At 72.3% G+C, this 19561-nt stretch carries 15 protein-coding genes; 5 read left to right on the top strand and 10 right to left on the bottom strand.

From position 1 onward, the window contains the following. Positions 1 to 8 precede the first annotated feature (8 nt). Both OG737_RS21725 and OG737_RS21720 read right to left on the bottom strand, forming a co-directional pair. Positions 9 to 2249, bottom strand: a complete 2241-nt coding sequence (locus tag OG737_RS21725) for an MMPL family transporter (RefSeq protein ID WP_328927800.1) — start codon at positions 2247 to 2249, stop codon at positions 9 to 11. Between the two features lie 211 nt (positions 2250 to 2460). Next, entirely contained in the window at positions 2461 to 2877 is a 417-nt protein-coding gene (locus OG737_RS21720) for a signal peptidase I (RefSeq protein ID WP_328927799.1), read from the bottom strand. A 62-nt stretch (positions 2878 to 2939) separates the two neighbouring features. On the opposite strand from OG737_RS21720, the gene OG737_RS21715 reads away from it, so the two are divergent. The 5 genes from OG737_RS21715 to OG737_RS21695 all read left to right on the top strand — a co-directional run bounded on the left by OG737_RS21715 (position 2940) and on the right by OG737_RS21695 (position 9118). Continuing rightward, a complete protein-coding gene (locus tag OG737_RS21715; RefSeq protein WP_405681348.1) occupies positions 2940 to 3800 on the top strand; it encodes a GNAT family N-acetyltransferase in 861 nt (286 codons plus the stop codon). Positions 3801 to 3808: 8 nt separating this feature from the next. Further along, positions 3809 to 4309, top strand: a complete 501-nt coding sequence (locus OG737_RS21710) for a DinB family protein (RefSeq protein WP_405678423.1) — start codon at positions 3809 to 3811, stop codon at positions 4307 to 4309. Between the two features lie 117 nt (positions 4310 to 4426). Next, positions 4427 to 6511, top strand: coding sequence for a penicillin acylase family protein (locus tag OG737_RS21705; RefSeq protein ID WP_405921874.1), 2085 nt, complete (start codon positions 4427 to 4429; stop codon positions 6509 to 6511). Continuing rightward, positions 6508 to 7140, top strand: coding sequence for a GNAT family N-acetyltransferase (locus OG737_RS21700; protein WP_405921873.1), 633 nt, complete (start codon positions 6508 to 6510; stop codon positions 7138 to 7140). The genes OG737_RS21705 and OG737_RS21700 overlap by 4 nt, the downstream gene beginning before the upstream one ends. A 154-nt stretch (positions 7141 to 7294) precedes the next feature. Beyond that, positions 7295 to 9118, top strand: coding sequence for a protein kinase domain-containing protein (locus tag OG737_RS21695; RefSeq protein WP_328927795.1), 1824 nt, complete (start codon positions 7295 to 7297; stop codon positions 9116 to 9118). A 66-nt stretch (positions 9119 to 9184) separates the two neighbouring features. Here the strand turns inward: OG737_RS21695 and gatB are convergent, their stop codons facing one another. The 8 genes from gatB to OG737_RS21655 all read right to left on the bottom strand — a co-directional run bounded on the left by gatB (position 9185) and on the right by OG737_RS21655 (position 19432). Then, on the bottom strand, positions 9185 to 10696 hold the full coding sequence (gene gatB / locus OG737_RS21690; RefSeq protein WP_328927794.1) for an Asp-tRNA(Asn)/Glu-tRNA(Gln) amidotransferase subunit GatB: 1512 nt from the start codon (positions 10694 to 10696) through the stop codon (positions 9185 to 9187). 16 nt (positions 10697 to 10712) lie between these two features. Next, the gene (locus OG737_RS21685) at positions 10713 to 10958 is read right to left on the bottom strand and encodes a hypothetical protein (protein WP_328927793.1); all 246 of its coding nucleotides are present in this window, start codon (positions 10956 to 10958) and stop codon (positions 10713 to 10715) included. After that, positions 10955 to 12448, bottom strand: coding sequence for an Asp-tRNA(Asn)/Glu-tRNA(Gln) amidotransferase subunit GatA (gatA, locus tag OG737_RS21680; protein ID WP_328927792.1), 1494 nt, complete (start codon positions 12446 to 12448; stop codon positions 10955 to 10957). The genes OG737_RS21685 and gatA overlap by 4 nt, the downstream gene beginning before the upstream one ends. A 5-nt stretch (positions 12449 to 12453) precedes the next feature. Next, positions 12454 to 12750 (bottom strand): Asp-tRNA(Asn)/Glu-tRNA(Gln) amidotransferase subunit GatC, encoded by a 297-nt coding sequence (gatC, locus tag OG737_RS21675; RefSeq protein WP_030010586.1) that lies wholly within the window; start codon positions 12748 to 12750, stop codon positions 12454 to 12456. A 200-nt stretch (positions 12751 to 12950) separates the two neighbouring features. Continuing rightward, entirely contained in the window at positions 12951 to 15131 is a 2181-nt protein-coding gene (locus OG737_RS21670) for a putative bifunctional diguanylate cyclase/phosphodiesterase (protein ID WP_405678429.1), read from the bottom strand. A 399-nt stretch (positions 15132 to 15530) separates the two neighbouring features. Next, positions 15531 to 17732: an NAD-dependent DNA ligase LigA gene (ligA, locus tag OG737_RS21665; protein WP_328927791.1), complete on the bottom strand. Its 2202-nt coding sequence runs from the start codon at positions 17730 to 17732 to the stop codon at positions 15531 to 15533. 30 nt (positions 17733 to 17762) lie between these two features. Further along, positions 17763 to 18746 (bottom strand): methionine synthase, encoded by a 984-nt coding sequence (locus tag OG737_RS21660; protein WP_405921872.1) that lies wholly within the window; start codon positions 18744 to 18746, stop codon positions 17763 to 17765. Continuing rightward, a complete protein-coding gene (locus OG737_RS21655) occupies positions 18743 to 19432 on the bottom strand; it encodes an SDR family oxidoreductase (protein ID WP_328927789.1) in 690 nt (229 codons plus the stop codon). The genes OG737_RS21660 and OG737_RS21655 overlap by 4 nt, the downstream gene beginning before the upstream one ends. Positions 19433 to 19561 lie beyond the last annotated feature (129 nt).

Genomic DNA, 19561 nt, shown 5'->3' with positions numbered 1-19561 from the left:
ACGGCTGGTCAGCGGGACACGGGTACGGAGTCAGCCGGCTCCGCGCTGTCATCGCTCGGCCGCTGTGCCGGAAGTTTCGCATGGGGGCGGTGTTCCGGGGGCTCGATGCTGATCCGGGGCAGCCGCCGGTCGAGCCAGGCGGGCAGCCACCAGTTCGCGCCGCCGAGCATGTGCATCAGGGCCGGGACGAGGAGGGTGCGCAGCACGAAGGCGTCGAGGGCCACGGCCGCGGCGAGGGCGATGCCGAACATCGCGATGATCCGGTCGCCACTGAGGACGAAGGCCAGGAAGACGGAGATCATGATGACGGCGGCCGAGTTGATGACCCGGCTGGTCTCTGTGAGGCCCACGCGGACGGCCCGCTTGTTGTCACCGGTCTCCAGCCATTCCTCGTACATCCGGCTGACGAGGAAGACCTGGTAGTCCATCGAGAGTCCGAACAGTACGGACACCATGATCACGGGCAGGAAGGGTTCGATCGGCCCGGCGCTGCCCAGGCCGAGCAGCTCGCTGCCCCAGCCCCATTGGAAGACCGCCACGACGACTCCGAAGGAGGAGGCGACCGCGGCGATGTTCATGAGCGCCGCCTTGAGCGGGATGCCGATGGACCGGAAGGCCAGCAGCAGCAGCACGCAGCCGAGGGTGATGACCACTCCGACGAAGAGCGGCAGTTTCCCGACGATGACCCCGGCGAAGTCGTCGTAGCCGGCCGTCACGCCACCGACGTGGACCTGCATGGAGCTGCCGTGCCCGGCGCGCGGGATGACGTCCTCGCGGAGTCTGTCGACGAGGTCGCTCGTGGCCCGGGACTGGGGGGCGGAGTCCGGTACGACGGTGAGGACGGCGGTGTCCCCGCTGCGGTTGAGGACGGCCGGGCCGGTGGAGGCGACGCCCTTCGTCGTACGGAGCGCCTCGGCCAGGCGCTCGACGGCGAGGCGGTCGCCGGCTCCGTCCAGGCGGGCGACCACGGCGAGCGGGCCGTTCGTGCCGGGCCCGAAACCCTCGGCCAGCAGGTCGTAGGCCTGTCGGGTGGTGGAGCCGGCCGGGTTGTTGCCCTGGTCGGACGTGCCGAGGTGGAGGAAGAGGGTGGGCAGTGCCAGCACCAGCATGACCGCGGTGGCGACGGTGCCGAGCAGTTTGGGGTGCCGTTCCACGAAGGCGGACCAGCGGGCGGCGAAGCCGGTGGTGTGTTCGGGCCGCGGACCGTCGGCGGCGAGTCTGCGGCGCTCGCGGCGCGAGAGGGCTCGGGTGCCGATGGAGGAGAGGAGAGCGGGCAGCAGTGTGACCGAGGCGGCGACCGTGAGGACCACCGTCACGGAGGCGGCTATCGCGACGCCGTCGAGGAAGTTGAGCCGCAGCACCAGCATGCCGAGCAGCGCGATGCAGACGGTGGCTCCGGCGAAGACGACGGCCCGGCCGGTGGTGGCGACGGCGTTCTCGGCCGCCTCCTCGACGGGGAGTCCGCGCGCGAGGCCCTTGCGGTGCCGGGTGACGATGAACAGCGCGTAGTCGATGCCGACGCCGAGGCCGACGAGGGTGCCGAGCATCGGGGCGAAGTCGGCGACCGGCATCGCGTGGCCGAGCAGGGTGATGCCGAAATACGCGGTGCCCACGCTGACCAGGGCGGTCGCGATGGGCAGCAGGCTCGCGGCGAGCGAGCCGAAGGCGAGGAAGAGGACCAGGGCCGCGACGGCGACACCGATGACCTCGGCGAGGTGCGCGGTGGGCGCCTCGGTCAGCCCGACGGCGCGTCCGCCGAGTTCGACCTGGAGGCCGTCGGCCTCGGTGGCCGGGTTCTTCGCCGCGTCGACGACCGCCTGGGCCTGGGCCTTGGGTACGGCGTCGGCCTGCCGCTCGAAGGTCACCACGGCGTAGGCGGTGCGCCCGTCGGGGCTGATCCGGGCGGCGCTGTCGGGGCCGGGGCCGTAGGGGCCTGCGACCGATCCGACGCCGGGGAGCGCGGCTACGGCGTCGAGTGCCCGGGTCATGCGCTGCCGTACGTCCGGGGTGCGGGCGCTCTGATGCTCCGGGGCCCGCCACACGATGGTGTCGGTGTCTCCGCCCTGGCCGTGGAAGCCTTCCCGCAGGAGGTCGCCCGCCCTGCCGGACTCGGTGCCGGGGACCTCGTAGTCGTTGGAGAACGCGGACCCGGCGCTCGCCGCGGCCGCCGTGGTCCCCCCGAGGGCGAGCAGCCAGATCATGACGGCGAGGAGTCGGTGCCGCATGCACCAACGCGCGAGTGCTGCCAACGGAAACGTGCTCCCTGGTGGTTCGGATCTTTACCGGGAGACAGCCCGTCGCAAAGAACGCTTGAACTCGTGAAGGCCGGGCCGACCGCTCGGGGGATCGCCCCGGAAGTGCGGCCAAGATGGTCTACGCCTCGACGATCTCAGCGTTTCGTGATCGTTGGCCCCTTTCGTGTGCATCGTCACAGGGGAACCGGGAAGTGCGGGACGTCGGTCACCCAGCGGGCCGGCCGGAGGGCTCGGGGCGGCCCTGGTCATCGGGTTCGTCGGTCCGGTAGCCGGGGATCGAGGGCCACCGGACGGTGAGGACCACCGCGTCCTCCTCCGCGTACCAGGAGTGGTCGACGCCGCGCCCCCAGAGCACGTAGTCCCCCTGCTCGGCGAGGACGACCGTCCGCCCCGGGAACTCCAGCCGGAAACGGCCGCTGATCAGTACCAGCAGCGCGGTCCGCTTCTCCGCGGTCGCCCAGCGCTCCCGCTCGTCGCCCTTCGGGTGGACACCCCATTTGATCTCCACGTCCTCGCTGTGACGGGGGTCGGCGGGGTCTTTGAAGTGGCCGAGGAGCCAGCCCCGGTCGGCCGCGGCGTCGGGGGTGGCCTTGCCGGTGTAGATGGTGGAGTCGTCGTTCACGGGGTGAGGTTAATGCAGTTGTGGGACCGGTCGGCCACTGGTGAGCTGGGCCGATGACGACGATGGATCATGACGAACTCCGCCGGGTGCGGGCCGAGTACGACGCCCGGATGCGCCGCGGCGCGCAGCCGGACGCGGCGTCGGCCCGTGTGGAACGGGCCCGCGCGGTCGTACGGCAGACCGTGCCCGGAGCCGGCTGGAACGGCGTGCTCTGGTCGGACCTCGACGAGGGGACGGCGGACGCTGAGATCGCGGCGCAGGTCGCGTACTTCGATGCGCTGGGGACGTCCGAGTTCGAGTGGAAGCTCTACGACTACGACCGGCCGGCGGACCTGGGGCAACGCCTGCGGGCGGCAGGCTTCGTGCCGGAGCCGGCCGAGACGCTGATGGTCGGCCGGACGCGGGAGCTCGCCGCGCTCCCGGTGGAGCCGCCGCAGGGCGTCACCCTGCGGGTGGTGACGGACGAGGCGGGGGTGGACCTGATGATGGACGTCCACACGCGGGCCTTCGGAACCGAGCGGCCGCAGATCCGGGAGCAGATGCTGAGCCTGCTGCGCCACGAGCCGGACACCATCGAGGCCGTCGTGGCGATGGCGGGCGACGTCCCGGTGAGCGCGGCCCGGATGGAGATGCCGCCGGGTGCCCCGTTCGCAGGGCTGTGGGGCGGCGGCACGGACCCCGGGTGGCGCGGCCGCGGCATCTACCGGCTGCTGGTCGCCCACCGGGCCCGCGTGGCGGCCGAGCGCGGGATCCCGTACCTCCAGGTGGACGCCTCCGCCGACAGCCGCCCGATCCTGGAGCGGCTGGGGTTCGGCGTGCTGGGCGTGACGGTGCCGTACGTGTGGACGCGGGGGCAGAGCGGCCCCGCCGATCGGTCCGGCCTCGTCGACGGGCTTCCGGGCGACGGTACCCGGCGGGCATGATCACCGGCATGGAACGCATCGACCCGCCTCTGACCGGCCGCGAGCGCGAGACGCTCCGGACCTACCTCGACTACCACCGGGCCACCCTCGCCTGGAAGTGCGAAGGTCTCGACGACGAGCAGCTTCGGCGCGCCTCGTCGCCCCCGTCCACCCTGTCCCTGCTGGGGCTGGTGCGGCACATGGCCGAGGTCGAGCGGCACTGGTTCCGCCGCGTCCTGAGCGGTGAGGACCTTCCCCACCTGTGGTCGGACACCCACGACTTCCAGGCCGCCTACGACGCCTCCGGGTCCGGCCGCACCGAGGTGTTCGCCGCCTGGGAGGCGGAGGTCGCCCATGCCCGCCGCATCGAGGCCGCCGCCGAATCCCTGGACGTGACGGCGTACGTGCCGAGCTGGAAGGAGGAGGCCTCGCTGCGCCTGCTCATGCTCCACCTCATCCACGAGTACGCGCGCCACAACGGCCACGCCGACCTGCTCCGCGAGGCGATCGACGGCGCCACCGGAGCCTGAGCCCGGCTCGGAGCGGCTCGGAGCGGCTCGGAGCGGCTCAGGGAACGAACCCTTCCCCGACACCCCTATAGTTAGGGCAGCCTAACCTAATGCACCGTGGGGAAGAGTGTGAGCAGCGTGAGCAGTGCGAGCGGCGAAAGCGTCGGCGCGTTCGGGGAGTACGGGACGTACGAGGTCTACCGCGACCCCTGGGGCATCCCCCACCTCCGCGCCGCCGACGCCCTCGGCCTCGCCTACGCCCAGGGACGCGTCACCGCCTTCGACCGTGCCTGGCAGCTGGAGGTCGAACGCCACCGCGCCCAGGGCTCCAGCGCCTCCTTCCTCGGCGCGGACAGCGCGGCCTGGGACACGTTCGCCCGCCAGTGCCGCATCGACGACACCGCCCGCCGCTGCCACGCGGCCCTCGACCCGGAGACCGCCGCCTGGGTCGGCGCCTACGTCGACGGCGTCAACGACGGGCTGACCGCCGGCGCCGCCCGCGACGAGCGCTTCGCCCGCACCGGCCTCACCCCCACCCCCTGGGAGCCGTGGGTTCCGCTCGCCGTCTGGACCGCCACCCACATCCTGTTCGCCGGCTTCGCCACCAAGCTGTGGCGCGAGCGCGTGGCCCGCGCCCTGGGCGAGGAGGCGGTCACCCTCTTCGCCACCGACGGCCCCGGCACCGCCGGCAGCAACGGCTGGCTGGTGCCGGGCGACCGCACCGCCACCGGCGCGGCGATCATCGCGGGCGACCCGCACCGATTCATCGAGGACCCGGGCGTCTACCAGCAGATGCGCATCTCCTGCCCGGAGTACGACGTCCTCGGCCTGGCCGTCCCCGGCGTACCGGGCCTCGCCCACTTCGGGCACAGCGGCACCGCCGCCTGGGCCATCACCAACGCGATGGCCGACTACCAGGACCTGTACACCGAGCGGCTGCGCGGGGAGGGCCCCACCCTGGAGGCCCTCGGCCCGGACGGCGGCTGGGAGGCCGTCGCCCGCCACACCGAGACCGTCACCGTTGCCGGCGGCGCGGACATCGAGGTCGAGGTGCTGGAGACCGCCCGCGGCCCGGTCGTCGTCCGCGAGGGCGAGGAGACCCTCTCGCTGCGCTACCCGCCCCGCGTCCGCCGCGACCTCGGCTTCGCCGCCCTCCCCGCCCTGCTGCGCGCCCGCACCGTCGCCGACATCGACCGCGCCCTCGACGGCTGGGCCGAGCCGGTCAACGTCGTCCACGCCGCCGACTCGGCGGGCGGCCTGCTGCACCGCGTCGCGGGCGCCGTGCCACTGCGCGATCCCGCCAACCGGCTGCGCCCCGTGCCCGCGTGGGACCAGCGGTACGTCTGGCAGGACTGGGCCCCGACCCCCGCCGAGCCCGTGCAGGGCTTCGCCGTCATGGCGAACGCCCGCGGGATCGCCTCCCCGCTCGGCGTGGAGTTCGCGCCCCCGCACCGCGCCAACCGCATCCGCGAGCTGCTCAGCGGCTCCAGGGACTGGTCCCCGAAGGCGATGGCCGACGTACACGCGGACACGCACCTCGCCTCCGCCGAACCGCTCCTCGCCCTGCTGCCCGCGCTCGACGACCTGTCCCCCGCGGCGCAGGCCCTGCGCACCCGGCTGCTGGCCTGGGACCGGCACATGGCGGCCGACAGCACCGACGCCACCGTCTTCTCGGCCTTGCGGACCGCGGTCGTACGCCGTCTCGCCGCCGATCCCGTCTTCGCGGACCTGGCAGGCGCCCCCACCGGCCCGGAGGTGTTCCACCCCTGGCTGTACCTGGTCCCCCGGGTCGGCTACGCCCTCGAAGGCCTGCTCACCACCTCGCTCCTCCCGGGCCTCGACCGCGTCGCGCACGTCCGCGCCGCCTTGGAGGAAACGGCCGCGACCGGTGCGCCCGACACCCCGTGGGCGGAGGTCCACCGCCTCTCCCCCTGGTCGGCGCTGCCGGACCCCGAGGCACGGTGGCCCGGCCTCGGCGGCGACCACGACTGTGTGAACGCCGCCTCCTCCGTCCCCGGCTTCACCGACCTCACCGCCCGCGCCTCGGCGGCCCGTTACGTCTGGGACCTGGCCCGCCGCGAGGACAGCCTCTGGGCGGTCCCGCTCGGCGCGGACGGCGTCACCGGCTCACCCCACCACCGCGACCAGCTCCCGCTGTGGGCGCGGTGCGAACTCGTCCCGGTCGTCACCGACTGGTCCCGGCTCACCAAGGAATCGATATGAGCGCCGCCTCCACCTCCGCGTCCACCTCCGCCTCCACCCGGCAGCCTGTGTACACCCGCCTCGTCGAAGACTTCGGCACGGTCACGATCACGCCGGTCGACCCGGCCGCCGACTCCGCCCTCATCCACAGCTGGGTCACGCAGGAGCGCGCCCGCTTCTGGGGCATGGGCGAGGCCAGCCGCGAGCTGGTCCAGGAGATCTACGAGGACGTCGACCGCCGCACCACCCACCACGCGTTCATGATCGCGCGCGACGGCGAGCAGGTCGCACTGTTCCAGACGTACGACTGCGCCGAGGACCGGGTCAGCGAGTGCTACGAGGTCCAGCCCGGGGACGTCGGCGTGCACCTGCTGATCGGCCCCAGCGGGGGCGTGGCCCAGCACGGCTTCACCGCGGGCCTGATGACCGCCTTCATCGCCTACCTGTTCTCCGACGGCGGCGCCCGGCGCCTGGTCGCCGAGCCGGACGCCCGCAACGCCAAGGCGGTCGCCCTCCTGGAGCGCACCGGTTTCACACTCGGCCCGGAGGTCGAACTCCCGGAGATCGACCTGCCCGAGGTCTACCTCCCGGCCAAGCCGGCCCGCCTGGCCTTCCTCAACCCGCCGGCGTCTTCGCAGAAGATCGGCTGACCGGCGTACGACTGTTCGGCGGTGTGCGAGCTGGGCGGTGGCCGGAAGGCGCCGCCCATGCCGTCACCCTAACGGGGATCCCGATTCCCATTGACCCCGCACGCCCGACGGCTGGAAGCTGATCCCCAATCAAACCACTGGCGCTGGGGGGAAATTGACCAGCCAGAACCTGCACATCGGGCCGGACTCGGCGGCGGACCGCTACCGCTTGCTCCGGTCGATCGGGCGCGGCGGGGAGGCCGTGCTCTACCTCGCGGAGCTCGAGCTCGCCGGCGGATCCGAGCCCGTGGTCGTCAAGGTGCTCGACTCCAAGACGACCATCACGCCGGACATCTTCGATCGCATCAGCCAGAAGTGGAACGAGCAGGCCGAGCTGCTGCGGTTCGTCCACCGGCCCGGTGTGGTCGGCGTACGGGAGCACTTCGAGGGGCCGCCGATCCACCGGCCCGGCGAGTCCTCGACCCTGACGGGGCGGGCGCTCGTCCTCGTCATGAACCACGTCGACGGGCTCGACCTGCGCGACTGGCGGGCGGAGCGGACGCTCGCCACCGCCGCCGAGCGTCGTGAGGTGATGCGCACGCTGGAGCAGCTGGCCGACGTACTGGACTGGCTGCACTCGGGGAAGGCCACGCCGTCCGGGCGCCAGGTGATCCACGGAGACCTGTCCCCCGGCAACGTGATGGTCGACGCGCACGGGCAGGCCACCTTGGTGGACTTCGGCCTCAGCAAGCTGACCGCCGACCACCAGACGGCGGAGGTCTGGTTCACCCCGGGCTACGCGGCCCCCGAAGTCTTCGACGGCAAGCGCACCCCGGGTACGGACCGGTACGCCTTCGGGGCGATCGCGTACTTCATGCTGAGCGGTGAGTCCCCGCCCAATTCGCCGGACCAGCTGGCCCGGGCGATGGCCGCGCTCCCGCAGCTCGCCGTGCTGGACGCCGGGCAGCGGGCCCGGATCACCTCCATCTGCGCGGGCGATCCCGCCGAGCGGCCGGTGAGCCTGTCCGGCTGGATGAAGGACGTCCGCCACGCGGTCGTGTCCACGACCGCCTCCTCCACCTCGCAGCGGGCGGTGCAGGACGCGGCCCCGGCGAAGCCCGCGGCGGCTCCGACTCCGCACGTGCCGCCGCCGCCCGCGTACGCCCCGGCGTCCCCGACGCCCGCGCCGGCACCGGCACCGGCACCGGCGCCCGTCCCCGTACCGGAGCCCCTGCCCGAGGCCCTGCCCGCGACGGTGCCCACCGGGTACGGGCCGACGTACAACCTGGCGCCGCCCACGGCCCCGGCCCCGGAGCCGCCCCGCCCCAGGAAGCGCCGGACCGCCCTGATCCTCGGCTCGGCGGCCACCGTGGTGGTCCTGGCGGCGCTCGCGGTGCTCGGCGTACGGCTGCTCGGTGACAAGGACAAGGCGGCCGGCCGGGCCACGGACAGCAAGCAGTCCGCCGGACCCAGCCCCTCCGCGGACCCGACGGAGTCGGACTCCCCGACCCCGTCCCCGTCGGTCAGCGACAGCGGCGGGAGCAGCGACGGCCCGTCCGCCGAGCCCGGTGCGACGGGGTCCAGATCGCCCTCGGGCTTCGCTCCGGACATCAAGGCCGCCGATCTGACCGTCATGGCACCCGTATCGGGTCTGGGCAACTTCAGGATCGGTTCGGCGAAGATCAACACCAAGCAGTACGGGACCGCCTTCATCGCGGAGCCCGACTGCAACGACGAGGCGATCACGGAGTTCGACCTCAACCGCGAGTGGAAGCACCTGGAGTTCACCGCCGGGATCGACGACGGCTCCACGAACCAGAAGGGCCGGGTCACCATCGCCCTCGACGGCAAGCCCGCCGCCTTCTCCGAACTCGTCGAACTCGGCAAGCCCGTCACCCAGTCGGTGGACGTGACCGGGGCCCTGCGGCTGCGCGTCAAGGTCGACATGGGCTGCAACAACGGCACCGTCGTCATCGCCGCCCCGCAGCTCACCCGCTGACCGGATACGCCGACGGCCCCGCACCGGGATCCGGTGCGGGGCCGCCCTGCCATGCGACAGGGGCTGCTACTCGGAGACGCCCAGGCGCTCCAGGATGAGCTCCTTGACGCGCGCGGCGTCGGCCTGGCCGCGGGTGGTCTTCATGACCGCGCCGACCAGCGCGCCGACGGCGGCGATCTTGCCGCCGCGGATCTTGTCCGCGATGGCCGCGTTGCCCGCGATGGCCTCGTCCACGGCCGCGCCGAGCGCGCCCTCGTCCGAGACGACCTTCAGGCCGCGCTTCTCGACGACCTCGTCCGGGCTGCCCTCGCCCGCGAGGACGCCTTCGAACACCTTGCGGGCGAGCTTGTCGTTGAGCGAACCGTCGGCGACCAGCGCCGCGACCCGGGCCACCTGGGCCGGGGTGACCGGCAGCTCGTCGACGCCGACGCCCTGCTCGTTGGCGTTGCGCGCCAGCTCGCCCATCCACCACTTGCGCGCGGCGGCCGAGTCGGCACCCGCCTCGATCGTGGCGACGATGGAGTCCACCGCGCCCGCGTTGAGGATCGACTGCATGTCGTGCTCGGTGACGCCCCACTCCTCGCGGAGCCGGTTGCGGCGCACGCGCGGCATCTCGGGGAGGCCGGCGCGCAGCTCCTCGACCCAGTCGCGGGCCGGGGCCACGGGGACCAGGTCGGGCTCCGGGAAGTACCGGTAGTCCTCGGCGTTGTCCTTGATGCGGCCGGAGGTGGTGGAGCCGTCCTCCTCGTGGAAGTGACGGGTCTCCTGCACGATCGTGCCGCCGGACTGCAGGACGGCCGCGTGGCGCTGGATCTCGAAGCGCGCCGCGCGCTCGACCGACCGGAGCGAGTTGACGTTCTTGGTCTCGCTGCGGGTGCCGAACTCGGACTCGGGGGTCGGGCGCAGCGACAGGTTCACGTCGCAGCGCATCTGGCCCTTGTCCATGCGGGCCTCGGAGACGCCGAGCGCCTTGATGACCTCGCGCAGCTCGGCGACGTACGCCTTGGCGACCTCGGGGGCGCGCTCGCCCGCTCCTTCGATCGGCTTGGTGACGATCTCGATGAGCGGGATGCCGGCGCGGTTGTAGTCCAGCAGGGAGTGGGACGCGCCGTGGATACGGCCGGTGGCGCCGCCGACGTGCAGCGACTTGCCGGTGTCCTCCTCCATGTGGGCGCGCTCGATCTCCACGCGGAAGATCTCGCCGTCCTCCAGCTGGACGTCCAGGAAGCCGTTGAAGGCGATGGGCTCGTCGTACTGAGAGGTCTGGAAGTTCTTCGGCATGTCCGGATAGAAGTAGTTCTTCCGGGCGAAGCGGCACCATTCGGCGATCTCGCAGTTCAGCGCGAGGCCGATCTTGATGGCGGACTCGACGCCGATCGCGTTGACGACCGGCAGGGAGCCGGGCAGACCGAGGCAGGTGGGGCAGGTCTGCGAGTTGGGCTCGGCGCCCAGCTCGGTGGAACAGCCGCAGAACATCTTGGTCTTGGTGCCGAGCTCGACATGGACCTCAAGGCCCATGACGGGGTCGAACGAGGCGAGAGCGTCCTCGTACGAGAGCAGTTCGGTGAAGGTGGTCACGGTGAAACTTTCCCTCTCAGCCCAGCAGGACGTCGTCGTCGCCCAGGCGCTTCAGCTCGCGGTACAGGATCGCGAGGCCGGTGACGATGGCGGCGGCGGACACGGCGGCGTCGACCAGCTTCAGCATGTCGTGCTCGCTGCGGGCCTTCTTGACCTGCTTGATCACGCCGATGGCGCCGAAGGCGGTGGTGCCGATCGACAGGTAGGTGCCGGTCTTGGACTTCTTGAAGCCCTTGGCCTTGGACAGTGCACTGGTGCTCACAGCGACGGTGCCTCCTCAAGCAGCGGGTGACCCCAGCGCGCGACGAAGGCGGCCTCTACGGCGGCGCCGACCTTGTAGAGCCGGTCGTCCTTCATCGCGGGGGCGATGATCTGCAGCCCGACCGGGAGACCGTCCTCCGGCGCCAGGCCGCAGGGCAGCGACATGGCGGAGTTGCCGGCCAGGTTGGTCGGGATGGTGCACAGGTCCGCGAGGTACATGGCGAGCGGGTCGTCGGTGCGCTCACCGATCGGGAAGGCGGTGGTCGGGGTCGTCGGGGAGACGATCACGTCGACCTTCTCGAAGGACTTCTCGAAGTCCTGGGTGATGAGCGTGCGGACCTTCTGGGCGGAGCCGTAGTACGCGTCGTAGTAGCCGGAGCTGAGCGCGTACGTACCGAGGATGACGCGGCGCTTGACCTCGTCGCCGAAGCCGGCTTCGCGGGTCAGGGCGGTGACGTCCTCGGCGGACTTGGTGCCGTCGTCGCCGACGCGCATGCCGTAGCGCATGGCGTCGAAGCGGGCCAGGTTCGAGGAGCACTCGGACGGCGCGATCAGGTAGTACGCGGCCATCGCGAGGTCGAAGGACGGGCAGTCCAGCTCGACGATCTCGGCGCCGAGCTCGCCCAGGAGCTCCACCGACTCGTTGAAGCGCTGGACGACACCGGCCTGGTAGCCCTCGCCGGCGAACTGCTTGACCACGCCGACGCGCATGCCGGCGACGGAGCCGTTGCGGGCGGCCTCGACGACCGGCGGGACCGGGGCGTCGATGGAGGTGGAGTCGAGCGGGTCGTGACCGGCGATGACCTCGTGGAGGAGGGCCGCGTCCAGGACCGTACGGGCGCAGGGACCGCCCTGGTCGAGGGAGGAGGAGAAGGCCACCATGCCGTAACGGGAGACGCCGCCGTACGTGGGCTTCACGCCGACCGTGCCGGTGACGGCGGCGGGCTGGCGGATGGAACCGCCGGTGTCCGTGCCGATGGCGAGGGGGGCCTGGAAGGCGGCCAGCGCGGCCGCGGAGCCGCCGCCGGAGCCGCCGGGGATCCGGGTGAGGTCCCACGGGTTGCCGGTGGGCCCGTAGGCGCTGTTCTCGGTGGAGGACCCCATGGCGAACTCGTCCATGTTGGTCTTGCCGAGGATGACGACGTCGGCTTCCTTCAGCTTGCGCGTCAGGGTGGCGTCGTACGGCGGGATCCAGCCTTCGAGGATCTTCGAACCGACGGTGGTCGGGACCCCGACGGTGGTGAAGATGTCCTTGAGGGCGAGGGGCACGCCGGCCAGCGGGCCGAGCTTCTCGCCGGCCGCGCGCTTGGCGTCGACGGCGCGGGCCTGGGCGAGCGCGCCTTCGCGGTCGACGTGCAGGAAGGCGTGGACCTTCTCGTCGGTCGCGTCGATGCGGGCCAGGTGGGCCTCGGTGACCTCGACGGCCGTGAGCTCGCCGGAGGCGATCTTCTCGGCGGTCTCGGCGGCCGTGAGCTTGATGATGTCGGTCATGGCTGTTAGTCCTCCCCCAGGATCTGCGGCACCTTGAATCGCTGCTGCTCCTGGGCGGGAGCGCCGGAGAGCGCCTGCTCGGGGGTGAGCGAGGGACGGACCTCGTCCGCGCGCATGACGTTCGTCAGGGGCAGCGGGTGGGAGGTCGGCGGGACGTCTTGGTCGGCGACCTCGGATACGCGGGCGACCGCGCCGATGATGTCGCCGAGCTGTCCGGCGAAGTGATCCAGCTCGTTGCTGGACAGCTCAAGGCGCGCCAGCCGAGCGAGGTGGACGACCTCCTCGCGCGTAATGCCAGGCATGCAGCGATCCTCTGGGGGTGGGTGGATGTTTCTTTTCGGACCCAATCCTATGGGGCCCTGCCCCCGACCCACGAAACGGTTTGCGCTGATGCCGCCACGAGGCTGGGCGCGGGCCCGCCGCACGGGGCTTCCCGGGCTCCGCCCGGGGTCCGCCCGGGGTCCGGGGCGGAGCCCGGCAACGGCGCCGCGGCCGGCCGCGGTCAGACCGCGTCGGCCTCCGCGGCCGCGAGCTCCGCCGAGATGTCGGCCGGGCGGCGCCAGCCGCGCTCGCCGCGCGCCAGCAGCCAGGCGGTGGCCTCCTGCGGCGGCATCGCGGCGGCGACCAGCCAGCCCTGCACCGCGTCGCAGCCCAGGTCCCGCAGCCGCTCCCACGTCTCGTCGTCCTCCACGCCCTCCGCCACGACCAGCAGGCCCAGCGAGTGCGCCAGGTCCACCGTGCAGCGGACGATCTCCGCGTCCTGCGCGTCGACGGCGAGCCGCCCGACGAAGGACCGGTCGATCTTCAGCTCGCTGACCGGCAGGCGGCGCAGGTGGACCAGCGAGGAGTACCCCGTGCCGAAGTCGTCCAGGGACATCTTCACGCCGTGGCCGGTGAGCCCCGCCATGGTGTCCGCCGCCCGCTGGGGGTCCTCCAGCAGCACGTGTTCGGTTATCTCCAGCTGGAGGCCGCTCGCCGGGACCCCGTGCCGGGCCAGCCTCGCGGCCACCGCTCCCGCGAACCCCGGGGTGTGGACGTCGCGCGGCGAGACGTTGACGGCCACCGGGACCTTCAGGCCCTGGGCCCGCCAGCGCGCCGCCTGGGCGAGGGCCGTCTCCAGGACGTACTCCGTCAGGTGCGGCATCAGGCCGGAGGTCTCGGCGATCGCGATGAACTCGTCCGGGGACACCCGCCCGCGTTCCGGATGCACCCAGCGCACCAGGGCTTCGAGCCCTGCGACCTGCCCGTCGAAGCGAACCTTGGGCTGGTAGTGGAGTTCCACTTCACCGGCGTCGAGGGCCCGGCGGAGATCGCCGAGGAGGCCCAGGCGGTCGGGCGTGTTGCTGTCCCGCTTGGACTCGTACACCTCCACGCCCGTGCGGTCGCGCTTCGCCTGGTACATCGCCACGTCCGCGCGCCGCAGCAGCCCCTCCGCGTCCAGCGCGTGGTCGGGGAAGACGGCGAGGCCGGCGCTGGCCTCCAGGACGAGGGTGAGGCCGTCCAGGTCCAGCGGGGAGCTGAGCTCCGCGACCAGGTGGCGGGCGATCCGCTGGGCGCTGGTGGTGGAGTCGGCGACGGGGAGCAGCACGGCGAACTCGTCACCGCCGAGCCGGGCCGCCTCGGCCTCCTCGGGCAGGGCCTGGCGCAGCCGGTCGGCGATCTGGAGGAGCAGCCGGTCGCCCGCGAGGTGGCCCAGGGTGTCGTTGACCGCGCGGAAGCGGTCCAGGTCGATCAGTACAAGAGCTGCCCGAGTGCCCGAACGTTCGGCCTCGTCCAGGGCGCTCCAGGCCCGTTCCAGCAGCCACTGCCGGTTCGGCAGCCCGGTCAGCGGATCCCGCAGCTGCTCCTCGGCGCGTGCCCGGGCGATCCACAGGGTGGAGTCGAGCGCGATCAGCGGTACGGCGAACAGCGGCAGCAGCACCGGCTGCGTGACCGCGACGACGCAGATCAGCGGGGCGATGCCGAGCAGGGCGACGGCTACTAAAGCCTGCCGGATCAGGGCCGTACGGGCGACCGTGGGCAGGCCGCCGCCGCGCGGGGCCAGCGCGATCCGCAGCAGGACCCTGGTGGAGAGCAGGTAGGCGACGGCGACGAGGACGACCTCGGGCACCGCGTCCAGGCCCCAGGTGGTGGGGTTCCAGGGGGTCTCGACGGACGGGGCCTCGCCGAAGGCGGCGAGTACGAGGGCTCCCGCGCCGATGCCGAGGATGTCCACGGAGCCGTGCAGCAGGCCCTGCCGCCAGCGGTGCCGGCGGGCGGCTCCGACCAGGGAGACCACCGCCAGCGAGACGAGGCCGGCGGGCACCCACCCGTAGAGGATGAGCACGCCGAGGGTGAGTGCGGCGCCCGATCCGGTGCCGCCCCACCAGCGGTCGCGGCCGAGCGCGACGAGGTGGCCGACGATGATACCGGTGAGCAGGGCGAGCGCCCAGCCCACCGCGCCACCGGGGAACAGGACATGACGGCGGGTCAGGGAGGAGGCGATCCCGGCCGCGAGCACCACGACGGACAGGCCCACGACGGCGAAGGACAGCACGCCGCGCCGTCCCACTCCGGGCCCGCCGGCCGTGAGCGGCCGGGTCTCCGGTGTCCTGGACCCCAGGACACCCATCCGCCCCGCCCGCATGGACGGGATGTCCCCGCCGAATTCATGTGACGGGTCGGCGCTCTCGGTGGGTTTCATGCCCGTCCCTCTCACAGCCGGCGATGCCGATGTCACGCAATGGCCCCGTTGTCGTGCCACCACGGCTGGAATCGCATCCTGCAGCCGTGCACGAGGGGCGCACCCCTCAACAGTAGGACGCGAGAGGGGCCCAGGGGCAGCGGTCGGCGGTGGTTGCCCGAATGCGACCCGGCCATCCTCATCAGTACGGTATCCGCCGAACGGGTGAGTTTGAACCAGGACCCCCTGGTCACCCATCCGATGATCCGACAGGTCACCGCCCTGCCACCAGGCTTGTACCAGCCGTTTACCACCGTCCGTCGCGCCTGGCGTGCGCCCGCCCGTACGGCCGCACCCCACGCATCCGTTCGCCTTCGCTACTCCCGTCGGGCCTGTCGGCCGGTTGCCCCTACCGAGGTCTTACTCCGCTCCGCCGTCGCCGTCCACCGCGAGCGCCGCCTCCCGGGCCGCGTCCGGGCCCTGCTCCAGCAGCACCTCGAAGCCGGCGTCGTCGAGGATGGAGAGCTTCAGCTGCACGGCCTTGTCGTACTTCGAGCCGGGGTTGTCGCCGACCACGACGAAGGAGGTCTTCTTCGAGACGGAACCGGTGACCTTGGCCCCGCGGCTCTGCAGGGCCTCCTTCGCGCCGTCCCGGGTGTGGCTCTGCAAAGTGCCGGTGACGACGACAGTCAGCCCCTCCAGCGGACGCGGCCCCGCCTCCTCGGCGGAACCTTCCTCCTCCATCCGGACCCCGGACTCCCGCCACTTGCGCAGGATCTCCTGGTGCCACGGCTCTGCGAACCACTCCTTGAGGGACGCCGCGATGATCGCCCCGACCCCGTCGGTGGCGGTCAGCTCCTCCTCGGTGGCCTTCTCGATGGCCTCGATCGACCGGAACTCGCGGGCGAGGGCCTCCGCCGCGACCGGGCCGACATGGCGGATCGACAGGCCGTTGATGACGCGGGCGAGCGGGCGGGCCTTGGCGGCCGCGATGTTCTCCAGCATCGCCAGGGCGTTCTTCTTCGGCTCGCCCTTCTGGTTGGCGAAGACCGTGACGATCTTCTCCTCGCCCGTCTTCGGGTCCCGCTTGGGCAGTCCGCTGTCCTGGTCCAGGACGTACGCCTTGATGGGCAGCAGCTGCTCGATGGTCAGGTCGAAGAGGTCGCCCTCGTCCAGCAGCGGCGGCTGGGCCGGTTCCAGCGGGCCGGTCAGCGCGGCCGCCGCCACCATGCCGAAGTTCTCGATGTCCAGACTCTGCCGGCCGGCGAGGTAGAAGAGCCGCTCGCGCAACTGGGCGGGGCAGGTCTGCGCGTTGGGGCACCGGACGTCGATGTCCCCCTCCTTCATCGGCCTCAGCGCCGTCCCGCACTCGGGGCATTCGGCGGGCATCACGAACTCGCGCTCGCTGCCGTCCCGCAGGTCCACGACCGGCCCGAGGATCTCGGGGATGACGTCGCCCGCCTTGCGCAGTACGACGGTGTCCCCGATGAGCACGCCCTTGGCCTTGACGACCTCCTGGTTGTGCAGCGTCGCGAACTCGACCTCCGAGCCCGCCACCGTCACCGGCTCCACCTGCGCGTACGGGGTCACGCGCCCGGTGCGCCCGACGCCGACCTTGATGTCGATGAGCTTGGTGTTGACCTCTTCGGGCGCGTACTTCCAGGCGATGGCCCAGCGCGGGGCGCGGGCGGTGGAACCGAGGCGGCCCTGGAGGGCGATCTCGTCGAGCTTGACGACGACGCCGTCGATCTCGTGCTCCACCGAGTGCCGGTTCTCGCCGAAGTACGCGATGAACTCCCGGACCTCGGCGAGGGAGGAGACCACCTTGTTGTGCTGCGCGGTGGGCAGGCCCCACTCGTGGAGCAGCTCGTACGCCTGCGACTGGTGCTCGATCTCGAAACCCTGGCGGGCGCCGATGCCGTGCACGACCATGTGCAGCGGGCGGCTCGCGGTGACCTTCGGGTCCTTCTGGCGCAGCGAACCGGCCGCCGCGTTGCGCGGGTTGGCGAAGGGCTTGCCCTCGGCCTCGACGAGCCGCGCGTTGAGCTCCTCGAACTTCTCCATCGGGAAGTAGACCTCGCCGCGGATCTCGACGAGCGCCGGGATCCGGTCGCCCTTCAGCCGGTCCGGGATCTCGGCGATGGTGCGGACGTTGGGCGTGATGTCCTCACCGGTGCGGCCGTCGCCGCGGGTGGCGGCGCGGGTCAGCCGGCCGTTCTCGTAGGTGAGGTTGACGGCGAGTCCGTCCACCTTCAGCTCGCACAGGTAGTGGTAGTCCGGGGTGTTCACGTCCCGGGCCACCCGCTCGGCCCACGCGGCCAGTTCCTCGTCGTCGAAGGCGTTGTCGAGGGAGAGCATGCGCTCCCGGTGCTCGACGGAGGCGAAGTCCGTCTCGTACGCCCCGGCCACCTTCTGGGTCGGCGAGTCGGGGGTGCGCAGCTGCGGATACTGCTCCTCCAGCGCCTCCAGCGAGCGCAGCAGCTTGTCGAACTCGGCGTCGCTGACGACCGGCTGGTCGTTCACGTAGTACCGGAAGCGGTGCTCCTCGACCTGCTCGGCCAGCAGCGCGTGCTGCTCACGCACCGCCGCCGGTGCTGCCGTGTCCTGCTGTTCGGCTGCCATGCCGTGTCCTCCCGTGCCCCGTCTCGACCGTCACTCAGGGTTGTCGGCGAGCGACCTCGCCGCCCTGACGCAATGCGCCTGCACCGCGCGCGCGTAGGCGGGTGAAGCGCCCGCCAGACCGCACGACGGGGTGACCACGACGGACTCCGCCAGAGTCCCCGGGGCCAGTCCCAGCCTGCGCCAAAGCTTCCTGACACCCATGACGCTACCGGCAGGGTCTGACAACGGGACGTCGGTGCCCGCCACCACTCCGGCGAAGAGTTTCGTACCGCCCTCGACGGCCTCCCCGATGGCGTCGTCCTCGCGCTCGGTGAGCAACGAGAAATCGAACGACACGCCCGTGGCACCGGCCCGCCGCAGCAGCCCGAAGGGGACCTCGGGCGCGCAGGAGTGGACGACGACCTCCCCGTCATGGACGGCGAAGAGCTCGCGCAGGGTGCCCTCGACGACCTGCCGGTCCACGGCGCGGTAGGTGCGGTAGCCGCTCGCGGACCGCACCCGGCCGAGCAGCACCGAGGTCAGGGACGGCTCGTCGAACTGCAGCACGATCTCGGCGCCGGGAATGCGCTTGCGTACGTCCGCCAGGTGCTCGCGCAGCCCCTCGGCCAGCGATCCCGCCAGGTCCCGGCACGCGCCCGCGTCCTGGAGCACGGCCTCGCCGCCGTGCAGCTCCAGCGCGGCGGCCAGCGTCCACGGACCGACGGCCTGGACCTTGAGCTTGCCCTCGTACCCCTGCGTGAACTCCTCCAAGGCGTCGAGGTCCTCGCCGAGCCAGGACCGGGCCCTGCGCGTGTCCCGCCCGGGGCGGTCGCTGACCCGCCAGCCGCTGGGTTCCACGTGCGCGTACATCTCGACCAGCAGCCCGAGGGAGCGGCCGATCATGTCGGCGCCGGGCCCCCGGGCGGGCAGCTCGGCCAGGTACGGGAACTCCTCGAAGGAACCGGTGACGGTCTTGGCCGCCTCGCGGGCGTCGCCCCCGGGCAGCGAACCGACGCCGGTGGCGCTCGCGCTCATCGGCCGGGCCTGACGCTCAGGTCGTTGACCTCGGCGTCGCGCGGCAGATCGATGGCCATGACGACGGTCGTCGCCACGGACTCGGGGTCGATCCACTTCGCGGGGTCGTACTCCTTGCCCTCCTGCGAGTGCACCTTGGCCTGCATGGGGCTCGCGGTACGGCCGGGGTAGACGGAGGTCACGCGGATGCCGTGGGGCTTCTCCTCCTCCCTGAGGGAGTCGGCGAGCGCCTTGAGGCCGTGCTTGGAGGCTGCGTACGCGCTCCACCCGGCGTGCGCGTGGAGCCCGGCGCCGGAGTTCACGAAGACGATGTCGGCGCGCGAGGCGCGCAGGGTGGGCAGCAGCAGCCGGGTCACCTCGGCGGGGGCGATCAGGTTCACGTTGAGCTGCTGGTGCCAGGTCTTGGGCCGCAGCTCGCCCACCGGTCCGAGGTCCACGATCCCGGCGATGTGCAGGAGCGAGTCGATCCGCTCGGGCACGGGCTGCTTGGAGAAGGCCCACGAGAGCCGGTCGGGATCGGCGAGGTCGCCCACGAGGGCCCGCGCCCCGGGGTACCGCTCGACGAGCTGCTTGCCGCGTCCGGCGTCGCGGGCGAGGAGGACGAGGTCGTCGCCGCGCGCGTGCAGGCGGGCGGCGACGGCGGCGCCGATGCCGGATCCGGCACCGGTGATCAGGTGAGTAGCCATACCGCCCATGCTCGCACCCGTCAGGCGTCGGCGGCCTCGCGGTACGCCGCCTCGATCACGGCGCGGGCGGTGACGGCCGGATCGGCGCCCACGGCGGGGCCGAAGCCGTCACCGACCAGGATGTGCGGG

This window comes from Streptomyces sp. NBC_00122, from assembly GCF_045160845.1.
Lineage (GTDB): Bacteria > Actinomycetota > Actinomycetes > Streptomycetales > Streptomycetaceae > Streptomyces.
This window is presented reverse-complemented; position numbering and strand designations above follow the sequence as displayed.

Coding starts and splice junctions, on each gene's coding strand:
- OG737_RS21660 (WP_405921872.1), bottom strand. CDS start 18,746: ATGAGCGCGAGCGCCACCGGCGTCGGTTCGCTGCCCGGGGGCGACGCC.
- OG737_RS21700 (WP_405921873.1), top strand. CDS start 6,508: ATGAGCGCCGCCTCCACCTCCGCGTCCACCTCCGCCTCCACCCGGCAG.
- OG737_RS21655 (WP_328927789.1), bottom strand. CDS start 19,432: ATGGCTACTCACCTGATCACCGGTGCCGGATCCGGCATCGGCGCCGCC.
- OG737_RS21670 (WP_405678429.1), bottom strand. CDS start 15,131: ATGAAACCCACCGAGAGCGCCGACCCGTCACATGAATTCGGCGGGGAC.
- OG737_RS21710 (WP_405678423.1), top strand. CDS start 3,809: ATGGAACGCATCGACCCGCCTCTGACCGGCCGCGAGCGCGAGACGCTC.
- ligA (WP_328927791.1), bottom strand. CDS start 17,732: ATGGCAGCCGAACAGCAGGACACGGCAGCACCGGCGGCGGTGCGTGAG.
- OG737_RS21715 (WP_405681348.1), top strand. CDS start 2,940: ATGGATCATGACGAACTCCGCCGGGTGCGGGCCGAGTACGACGCCCGG.
- gatC (WP_030010586.1), bottom strand. CDS start 12,750: ATGCCTGGCATTACGCGCGAGGAGGTCGTCCACCTCGCTCGGCTGGCG.
- gatA (WP_328927792.1), bottom strand. CDS start 12,448: ATGACCGACATCATCAAGCTCACGGCCGCCGAGACCGCCGAGAAGATC.